Origin of the sequence: Aneurinibacillus sp. UBA3580 (genome assembly GCF_002375825.1) — a bacterium.
In the GTDB taxonomy this organism is placed as follows: Bacteria; Bacillota; Bacilli; order Aneurinibacillales; family Aneurinibacillaceae; genus Aneurinibacillus; species Aneurinibacillus danicus.
Genome location: NZ_DFMZ01000104.1, coordinates 1 through 5,177 on the forward strand (window position 1 = coordinate 1; position 5,177 = coordinate 5,177).

Sequence of the window (5,177 nt, forward strand, 5' to 3'; positions counted from 1 at the left end):
TCCTCGATAGGAATGCCGTGGTGAATAAGCGTAATGTCTTGTGATTTCACCCCGTCTGATTCAAGAGATTGTTTAATGGAATTCGAGATGGCGATATAGTGATCGTTCCACTTGCGTGTCCACAGTTCCATACGAGAGGCGAGGAAGTAGGCCAGCGGATTCGGGTAATCGTAGCGCAGCACGCTGTGTATCGTCGTCACGATAGGTACACGAGGAAGGGAGCGTGCGGCGAGACGACAGAAAAAGTTTGCTTTTACGCCATGGGAATGAATAAGCTCAGGCTTCTCCTCCTGGAATACGCGGGTAAGTCCCTTCACAAGCCGGAAATCAAAACGACCGTATGTATCCAGCACGATGACGCGAATGTTTCGTTTTCGTAATTCTTCGGCAAAAGTGGAGTTATAGAAACACACAACGACAGGGTCGACCGCGTGTCTGGACAGAATTTCAAGCAATTCGAGAATATGTTGCTCTGCGCCGCCAAACTCGCCTCCGCCGATTGCATGCAATATTTTCATTTTAGACATCCTCTGTTCACTTCCTGACCCTAGAGCAACTAAAAAACGTATGATGCTAAACGATGAAATCGTAACAATTATATCGCATCTTTACCGGTATGTTCAATGTAAGAGGGTTGATTTTTCTTATTTCAGGTATAGTATGAAAGAAGCCGTGTTTTTACACAGGGACTATTCAGATAGATTATCGTTGGGTAGTAAGGAGATTATATACATATGGCACAAACCGTACTTCGATCGGCCGTTGTGATTATGATTGTAACGCTTGTGGGGCGGGTGGTCGGCCTGCTGCGCGAGACGCTTTTGGCCGATAGTTTCGGAACAAGCTTCGAAGTGGATGCCTACCGGTATGCCTTTGCGATTCCGAGCATGATATTTTTATTTGTTCCGGGGGCGCTGAACGCAATCTTCGTTCCTTCTATTAAAAGCATGCTAGTGAACGGGAACAGGGAAGAAGCACAGGTGCTGTTCCGGAAAATGATGACCGTAACGGTATCGATTTATTTTGTGATAATGGCCATCGGTATGCTGTTTTCACGTGAGATTATCCAGTTGATGACCTTTATGCAGAACGGTTCAGAAGCGATTACTCCCGAACAGCGGGCGGCACAGCTGGAGATGGGAGCGAAGCTTCTGCAGTGGATGTGGCCGTCCGCCGTTTTCATCGCGCTCATCGGTGTGTTTCAGGCTACGCTTAATGCACATCAGCAATTTTTTATCCCGCAGCTGAGCACGGTTGTGAATTCGCTGATCGTATGCACGGCATATCCGCTGCTCGTTCCATTTTACGGAATTTATGGTGTGGCTATGGGCACGACGCTCGGCTTTTTGTTTGCGGCATTGTCTATGATATATGCGTTGAAAAAAGAGCGGTATTCGCTTGCACCGGATTTCAGATGGAATGACACGGAGATGAAAAAAATCGGAGAGCGTTTCATCCCGATTATGCTCGGCTCTTTGATTACGCAGGTATATACGTTTATTTATCCGGTGCTCGCTTCCGGTTTAGGGGAAGGAAGGGTAGCGGCACTTGGATATGCCAATATCGTATATCAGCTTCCGACGGCGATTTTTGTTGCAGCGTTTACGCTTCCGATTTATCCTTATCTTGTTGAATATTTTACCAAAGGTGAGATGGGCCGAATGAAGCAATCCATTACCGAAGGGATGCAGTATTTATTTATCCTGATGGTACCGATTATCGTGGCAATGATTGTCGTCCCGGATGAAATTGTTTCGCTTCTTTTCTATACGGGCCCTGACGGGGAGTTTGATTTAACGTCCATTGATCTGACGGCGACTGCGCTTCTATATATGGGATTGGGACTATTCTTCTTTGCGGCCCGCGATTTGTTAACCCGCGCATTTTATGCGATGGAGAATACGAAGTTGACTGTAATTGCCGCCGTAGTCGGTATTCTGGCTAATATTTTATCCAGCCTTATGTTTATGACATATCTTAGTCATGGAGGCGTGGCGCTTGGTACGACGACCGGATCATTGGTTAATATGCTGGTGTTGAGCTATTTCCTGCGCAAGCATATCGGACCGTTTATTCAGCGGACGTTCTGGGTGACCGCTCTGAAGACTGTAATAGGAGCAGCCGTGATGGGTGCGGTTTTGTATATGGCTACAGCATTCGTATCGTTTCATGGAGTTTGGATGCAAAAAATGTATATTCTTTTCTTGATTGCAGCAGGCGCGGGCCTTTTCTTTGCTGTGTTGGTACTGTTTCGTGAACCGCTCGCGCTGCGTATTATCGAACGTTTTGCCGGGAAGATAGTTAAAAGAAAAAGGGGATAGCAGGAAATGAAAGTTTTAGTAACAGGCGGAGCCGGCTTTGTTGGGTCTCATATTGTGGATCAGGCGCTCGAAGCCGGATATGAGGTAAGTGTTATTGACGATTTATCAACGGGAAAGAAGGGGCAGGTAAATTCGTATGCTTCGTTTTACGAAATGAATATCGCATCGCCGGATGTGGAACGTGTAATTCGACAGGAGATGCCTGATTTTATTATCCACCAGGCAGCGCAGAGTTCTGTTCCGATATCACTAAAAGATCCGATAGGAGATGCAACGACGAATATCATCGGTACGGTGAATCTGCTGGAAGCAGCCCGCAGGCATGGCGTGCGCAAAGTGGTGTACGCATCATCAGCGGCGGTATACGGAGAACCGCAGTATATGGGCATTGATGAAGTGCATCCGAAGCAGCCGTTATCACCATACGGTATCTCGAAATATGTGCCTGAGTTTTATCTGAATGCATACCATCATTTATACGGGTTGAACTATACGGCATTCCGCTATGCAAACGTGTATGGAGAGAGACAGGATCCGAAGGGAGAAGGCGGTGTAGTGTCCATCTTTGTTGACCGGGCCCTGGCCGGACAGGAATTAACCGTCTTCGGCGACGGGGAGCAAACGCGGGACTTCGTGTATGTACAGGATGTAGCCAGAGCCAATATTATGGCCCTGGCCGGGGGAGACAATGAAATTCTTAATATCAGTACGAACCAAAAAACAAGTGTAAACCAGCTCATTGCGCTGATGGAAGAAGCGCTGGGCAGCAAACTGGCTGTCAAGTATGAGGCGCCGCGCGAAGGCGATATCATGCACAGCTACCTTGATAATACAAGCGCTACAGAAAAGCTTGGGTGGAAGCCTCGGTACTCGCTGCAAGAGGGGCTAACAAAGACGCTTCGTTTTTATCAAGCCTCAAAGTGAAATCGGTCAGAAGAGTAAGGGCCCAGGTATACAGTTCATCATGGCTATCGCCGGTAAAGCTGGCAAACGTATGTTCATATGAAGACGTCATACTGTACGAGATGAAAGAAATAACCCAGTAACGATCGCGTTCCGTAATTTCAAAACGAACAATTTCGCCGGCCCGTTTTTTCCACGAAAACAAATCAAATAGGATCTGCACATTAGCCTGGTCATACTTTTTCAAAAGAATTCCCCCTTCACAGGTAGAAAAATCCATGTGAAGGGGGAATTCTTTATTTCCGGGACAACTTCCTTCCTGCCTTACAAAACTAGTGGCAAATAGGCAAAAGAAGTGCAATTTCGAGTCTTTATTCGACAAAGTTTTACTTAACGTTTTTTTCTCTTGCTGCGTTCAAGCAACTCGACAGCCAGGTGGCTGCTTTTCTCCGCTTCATGTACGAGTGCGCCGATATTGCGCCGAATCTTTTCACGGGTGCCAGGCAAATCGTTTAGCACCGGTTCCACATTAGCCAGAAGCGATTCATAGCGTAAATCTTTAATATGTCCGGCGGATCTCATGCCGAGGCGCTGCACAAAACGATCCATCTTCGGATCATAGGAGATGCCGGCGAATGGAATGCTCATCACTGCCGCCAGAATAACGGAATGGAGCCGCATGCCCAGCACAAATTGGGACGCGCCGATAAAGCTGAATATTTGCTTAAAATTCATTTTCTCTTCGATGACGACGGCCCCCGGTTCCTTCATTTGCTTGATAATATCGAGCGAAGGGGCGAGGTCGGCCGGATTCTGCATAGGCAGGAAAAATATTTCCCATCCTTGACGCAGCGCTTCATCCGCAAATTGGGCAATGACAGCCTTGTAATCTTGTTCATTTTTCCACGCACGCACCGAGATAGCCATGACAGGTTTGGTTGAACCCGGTTTATACTTGCGAATGATGCTCTGACCGAATGAAATATCAACCTGATTCGGATTAATCGTCACTGCCGGGTCGGCCGTTACGTAAATGGGCGCTTGATGAACGCCTAATGATTTCAAATCCTCGCCTGATTGCTCGTCACGTACAGTAATAACGTCGACACGGTTAACGATCATGCGGATAAGCTGTTTGCTGATCGATTTGCTAATAGGTCCAATGCCTTGAGCATAGAAAATTACGGGTTTACCAAGCATTTTGGCCATCATGACGATGCCAAGATAGTAGATTACGCTGCGCGGGCTTGTCGCATCCTGAAGCAGGCTGCCGCCTCCCATGACAAGAAGGTCGGATTTTTGCAGTTGATTGACGATGGAACTCATCCGCCAGCGGTTAAATGCCGGAATGCCGAATAGGGCCTGTGTTTCGGCGGGCGTATTCGATAAAACGGCGAGCTCTGCGTCCGGTATATGTTTGGTAAGTGAAGAGATGATTCCGTACAGCACCGTGTCGTCCCCGGCGTTGTCGAATCCGTAGTACCCTGAGATCAGTATTCTTGCCATGAAAGCGACCTTCTTTCAAACCGAACTAAAACATGTACACTTTAGTATAGCAGGTTGCCATTAAGAAAGAAAGTTGTTACCTCTATAGGGAAATTTACGAAGAGCCTGCATATCAATCTATCGGTGTGTTTACATATTTGTATAGATTTAAAAAGGTGTTTTTACAAATTTGTATATATATTTACAGTTATTTGACGATTTCTTATTCAGAAAATCAAAAAGAAAGCGGATGCAAAATTGGCACACACTTTGCAATGTAAAAATAGCAGTGCGGAACATCCATCATTTTATTATAGAATGATACACCAACGATATGAACTTTAAGGAGGAATGTAATGTGATTCCATATCGTCCAGAACCGTTTACCAACTTTGCCGAGGAACAAAATATGAAAGCGATTAACGAGGCGCTTGAGAAGGTGTCCGCGGAGCTGGGCCGCGACTATCC

At 46.5% G+C, this 5,177-nt stretch carries 4 protein-coding genes; 2 read left to right on the forward strand and 2 right to left on the reverse strand.

The features are described 5' to 3' along the window. A partial coding sequence (locus tag B2899_RS14770) for a glycosyltransferase family 4 protein (RefSeq protein WP_286886802.1) occupies positions 1-518 on the reverse strand: 518 nt, incomplete at its 3' end. 216 nt (positions 519-734) lie between these two features. Here B2899_RS14770 and murJ point away from each other — a divergent pair. Together murJ and B2899_RS14780 are read left to right on the forward strand one after the other, a co-directional pair. Beyond that, entirely contained in the window at positions 735-2,321 is a 1,587-nt protein-coding gene (gene murJ / locus B2899_RS14775) for a murein biosynthesis integral membrane protein MurJ (protein ID WP_286886804.1), read from the forward strand. A gap of 6 nt (positions 2,322-2,327) precedes the next feature. Continuing rightward, positions 2,328-3,245 carry an NAD-dependent epimerase/dehydratase family protein gene (locus tag B2899_RS14780; RefSeq protein ID WP_286886807.1) on the forward strand — a complete coding sequence of 306 codons (918 nt, stop codon included), beginning with the start codon at positions 2,328-2,330 and terminating at the stop codon, positions 3,243-3,245. Between the two features lie 369 nt (positions 3,246-3,614). On the opposite strand, the gene csaB is transcribed toward B2899_RS14780, so the two are convergent. Continuing rightward, positions 3,615-4,730 (reverse strand): polysaccharide pyruvyl transferase CsaB, encoded by a 1,116-nt coding sequence (gene csaB / locus B2899_RS14785; RefSeq protein WP_146810625.1) that lies wholly within the window; start codon positions 4,728-4,730, stop codon positions 3,615-3,617. Positions 4,731-5,177: the final 447 nt, after the last annotated feature.

Excerpts from the sequence above, each read along its gene's own strand:
- murJ (WP_286886804.1), top strand. The coding sequence starts at position 735 with ATGGCACAAACCGTACTTCGATCGGCCGTTGTGATTATGATTGTAACG.
- B2899_RS14780 (WP_286886807.1), top strand. The coding sequence starts at position 2,328 with ATGAAAGTTTTAGTAACAGGCGGAGCCGGCTTTGTTGGGTCTCATATT.
- csaB (WP_146810625.1), bottom strand. The coding sequence starts at position 4,730 with ATGGCAAGAATACTGATCTCAGGGTACTACGGATTCGACAACGCCGGG.